Annotated in this window: 4 protein-coding genes; 3 read left to right on the top strand and 1 reads right to left on the bottom strand. The window is 66.2% G+C overall.

The features are described 5' to 3' along the window. Both ACN269_RS32700 and ACN269_RS32705 read left to right on the top strand, forming a co-directional pair. Window positions 1-306: ABC transporter permease subunit (locus tag ACN269_RS32700; RefSeq protein WP_421476889.1), on the top strand; the 306-nt coding region annotated here is incomplete at its 5' end. A 10-nt stretch (window positions 307-316) separates the two neighbouring features. Continuing rightward, window positions 317-1399: an ABC transporter ATP-binding protein gene (locus ACN269_RS32705; RefSeq protein ID WP_421476891.1), complete on the top strand. Its 1083-nt coding sequence runs from the start codon at window positions 317-319 to the stop codon at window positions 1397-1399. A gap of 165 nt (window positions 1400-1564) precedes the next feature. Here ACN269_RS32705 and ACN269_RS32710 read toward each other — a convergent pair whose 3' ends face one another. Further along, entirely contained in the window at window positions 1565-1792 is a 228-nt protein-coding gene (locus ACN269_RS32710; protein WP_421476893.1) for a hypothetical protein, read from the bottom strand. Between the two features lie 38 nt (window positions 1793-1830). Here ACN269_RS32710 and ACN269_RS32715 point away from each other — a divergent pair, with 38 nt between their 5' ends. After that, window positions 1831-4104: an ATP-dependent DNA ligase gene (locus ACN269_RS32715; protein ID WP_421476894.1), complete on the top strand. Its 2274-nt coding sequence runs from the start codon at window positions 1831-1833 to the stop codon at window positions 4102-4104. Window positions 4105-4178: the final 74 nt, after the last annotated feature.

Below are 4178 nucleotides of genomic sequence, written 5' to 3' on the forward strand. Positions count from 1 at the left end.
CTCGATGGCGCGAGCACCTGGCGTTCGGTGCGTGAGGTGATCCTGCCGCTGGTCTCGCCCGGCATCGCGGCCACCGCGCTGATCTGCGTGATATTCGCGTGGAACGAGTTCTTCTTCGCGGTCAGCCTGACCGCGGTGCAGGCCCAGACGATGCCGGTCTACATGGTCGGGTTCATCGCCGGCCAGGGCCTGTACTGGGCCAAGCTGTGCGCGGCCGCCACCATGGCCGCGCTCCCTGTCATCCTCGCCGGCTGGCTGGCCCAGAACAAACTGGTCCGCGGCCTGTCCTTCGGTGCCATCAAATAGGAGAAAGCAAATGGCGACAATCACCTACCGCAACGCCTCGTGCATCTACGAGGGCTCCGACAAACTCGCGGTCGACTCGCTGAACCTCGACATCGCCGACGGCGAGTTCGTGGTGCTGGTCGGCCCGTCCGGTTCCGGCAAGAGCACCGCGCTGCGCATGCTGGCCGGCCTCGAAGACATCGACGAGGGCAACATCGAGATCGGCGGGCGCGACATGGTCGGGGTGCCGTCGAAGGACCGCGACATCGCGATGGTGTTCCAGAACTACGCGCTGTACCCGAACAAGACCGTCGCCGAGAACATGGGCTTTGCGCTCAAACTGCGCGGCGTCGGATCCGCCGAACGGCGCAAGAAGGTCGAGGAGGCCGCCAAACTGCTCGACCTGACCGACTTTCTGGACCGCAAACCGGCCAAGCTGTCCGGTGGTCAGCGCCAACGGGTGGCGATGGGCCGGGCGATCGTGCGGGAACCGCAGGTGTTCTGCATGGACGAGCCGCTGTCCAACCTGGATGCCAAGCTGCGGGTGCAGACCCGCACCCAGATCGCCGCACTGCAGCGCCGGCTGGGCACCACCACCGTCTACGTCACCCACGACCAGGTCGAGGCCATGACGATGGGTGATCGGGTCGCGGTGCTGCGCAACGGCAAACTGCAACAGTTCGCCTCACCCAACGAGCTCTACGACAAACCCGCCAACTCCTTTGTCGCCGGGTTCATCGGCTCACCGGCGATGAACCTGATGACCGTCCCGGTGGCCGCCGACGGCGTGCGGGTCGGCGAAAACCAGACCCTGCAGCTGGAACGTGACCAACTCGCCCTGCTGGCCGATGCTGATCTGAAGGAGGTCACCATCGGGGTGCGGCCCGAGCAGTTGGAGCTGTCCGACACCGAAGGTCTCGAAGTCGTCGTCGACCTGGTGGAGGATCTCGGTAGCGAGGCGTTCGTGTACACCCATGCCGGGGCGGGAGTGCAGCTGGTGGCCCGCTCCGACCCACGGACCGCGCCCAAACTCGCCCAAACAGTGCGGCTCCGCAAACACCCCCATGGCGTCGTACACCTGTTCCACCCGCAGACCGGGGAGCGCATCGGCTAGGGCCAGTGATCTGCGCCGAGAGTTGGCTTGTGTGCTACTTTTCCGCGAAATCTCGCACACAAGCCAACTCTCGAAGGTCAGCTGGGCGAAGCGCGGCGATGGTGGTGATCTCACACGACCACCCCGCCAAGTCACATGCTGGCGGGTTCGCGACGTGCCGGTGGTTCAGCCCACCACTGGTTGGCTTCCGGGGTTGGTGCCGACGGGTAGGTCGGGGTTGGCGCCGGGCCAGCTTTCGACCACATCGCGCTGCTGGGGTGGCGGCCGACAACCGTCGTCCGCCTGGGTCTCGCCGGCGCCGCAGAATGGCACCAGATCGTCGGGATCGGCTGCGGCCTGCGGTGCGGCAACCAGCAGACCCACCGCGACCAGGCACGCGATGACGGTCCTCATCACTAGTCCAACCTAGCAGTGGGTAATACGTTGACGTGGTGAATGAAGCGGCGGATCGATGCGGCCGGGTGCGGCTGACCAATCCGGACAAGGTGCTGTACCCCGCGGCCGGAACCACAAAGGCAGAAGTGTTCGACTACTACGTCACGATCGCCGACGTCATGGTGCCCCACATCGCCGGCCGTCCGGTCACCCGTAAGCGCTGGCCCAACGGTGTCGAACAGGCATCGTTCTTCGAGAAGCAACTGGCGTCCTCCGCACCGGATTGGCTGGCCCGGGGCACGATCACGCACAGATCGGGGACCACGACCTATCCGATCATCGACACCCGCGAAGGGCTGGCCTGGATCGGGCAGCAGGCCGCGCTGGAGGTGCACGTTCCGCAGTGGCGATTCGTAGCCGGGAAGCCTGGCCCCGCCACCCGCATCGTGTTCGACCTCGACCCCGGCGACGGCGTCACCATGCGCCAGCTCAGCGAGGTCGCCCGGGCGGTACGCGATCTGATCGCCGACATCGGCCTGCGCACCTATCCACTCACCAGCGGCAGCAAGGGACTGCACCTCTACGTCCCGCTGGCCGAGCCGATCAGCTCGCAGGGTGCCTCGGTACTGGCCAAACGCGTGGCGCAGCAGCTCGAGCAGAGTATGGGAAAGCTGGTCACCGCAACGATGACCAAGAGCGTGCGCACCGGCAAGGTGTTTCTGGACTGGAGTCAGAACAGCGGCTCCAAGACCACCATCGCCCCTTATTCGCTGCGGGGCCGCGACCACCCGACCGTCGCCGCCCCGCGCAGCTGGGACGAACTCGACGATACAAAGCTGCGGCACCTGCAGTTCACCGAGGTGCTGGACCGGATAGCCGCCGACGGCGACCTGCTGGCCGATCTCGATGCGGCCGTCCCGCTCGACGACAAACTCACCACCTACCGCAGCATGCGCGATGCCGGCAAGACTCCCGAACCGGTACCGGACGCCAAACCCGCTACCGGCCAGGACAATACGTTCGTCATCCAGGAACACCACGCACGCCGACTGCACTACGACTTCCGGCTGGAACGCGACGGTGTGCTGGTGTCGTGGGCGATCCCGAAGAACCTCCCGGACCGGCCGTCGGTCAACCACCTCGCGGTGCACACCGAGGATCACCCGCTGGAGTACGCCAGCTTCGAGGGCACGATCCCGAAGGGGGAGTACGGCGGCGGCGAGGTGATCGTCTGGGATTCGGGCACCTACGACACCGAGAAGTTCCGCGACGGCCGCATGGACGAGGGGGCCAAGGGCGGCGAGGTGATCGTCACCCTGCACGGCGAGAAGGTGTCCGGCCGGTACGCGCTGATCCAGACCGACGGCAAGAACTGGTTGGCACACCGGATGAAAGTCCAGCACCAGCCCACCCCGCAGGACGTCGCGCCGATGCTGTCGATCGAAGGATCGGTGAACAAGCTGACGGCCGGCCAGTGGGCGTTCGAGGGCAAGTGGGACGGCTACCGGCTGTTGGTCGACCTCGATCACGGCGCCCTGCAGTTGCGGTCCCGCACCGGCCGCGACGTCACCGGGGAATACCCGCAGCTGCAGGTGCTGGCCGCTGATCTTGCCGACCATCAGGTGCTGCTCGACGGTGAGGTGGTGGCGCTCGACGAGTCGGGTGTGCCCAGTTTCGGCGAGCTGCAGAACCGGGCCCGCTCGACGCGAATCGAGTTCTGGGCCTTCGACATTCTGCGGCTGAACAGCCGCTGGCTGCTGCGCGCGAAGTATCGTGATCGGCGCAAGTTGTTGGAGACGCTGGCCGTCGGCGGCGGACTCATCGTGCCCGCGTTGTTGCCCGGCGACGGTCCCGAAGCACTGGAGTTGGCCCGCGAGCGCCGATGGGAAGGGGTCATCGCGAAGAAGTGGGACTCCACCTATCAATCGGGCCGGCGGTCGTCGTCGTGGATCAAGGACAAGTTCTGGACCACCCAGGAGGCGGTGATCGGCGGGTGGCGGGTCGGCACCGGGGGGCGAACCAGCGGTATCGGCGCGCTGATGCTCGGCATCCCAAGCGATGACGGGCTGCAGTTCGTCGGCCGGGTCGGCACCGGGTTCACCGAGCGGGAGCTCACCGAGCTCAAGGGTTTGCTGCAGCCACTGGAGACCGACGAATCACCTTTCGCCGCGAGACTTCCCACCCAGGACGCCAAGGGGGTGACGTACGTGCGGCCCGAACTTGTCGGGGAGGTCCGCTACAGCGAACGCACCAGCGACGACCGACTGCGGCAACCGAGCTGGCGCGGATTGCGTAGCGACAAGCGTCCCGACGAGGTGAAATGGGAGTAGGTCGGGGTCAACCCGAGCAAGGAGCGCAGAAATGGAGATAACCAGGCGGGTAACGGGCGTAGTTTGTGCCGCTA

The sequence above is a fragment of the Micromonospora sp. WMMD736 genome, assembly GCF_049179015.1.
Classification (GTDB): Bacteria; Actinomycetota; Actinomycetes; order Mycobacteriales; family Micromonosporaceae; genus Micromonospora.

Coding starts and splice junctions, on each gene's coding strand:
- ACN269_RS32705 (WP_421476891.1), top strand. CDS start 317: ATGGCGACAATCACCTACCGCAACGCCTCGTGCATCTACGAGGGCTCC.
- ACN269_RS32710 (WP_421476893.1), bottom strand. CDS start 1,792: ATGAGGACCGTCATCGCGTGCCTGGTCGCGGTGGGTCTGCTGGTTGCC.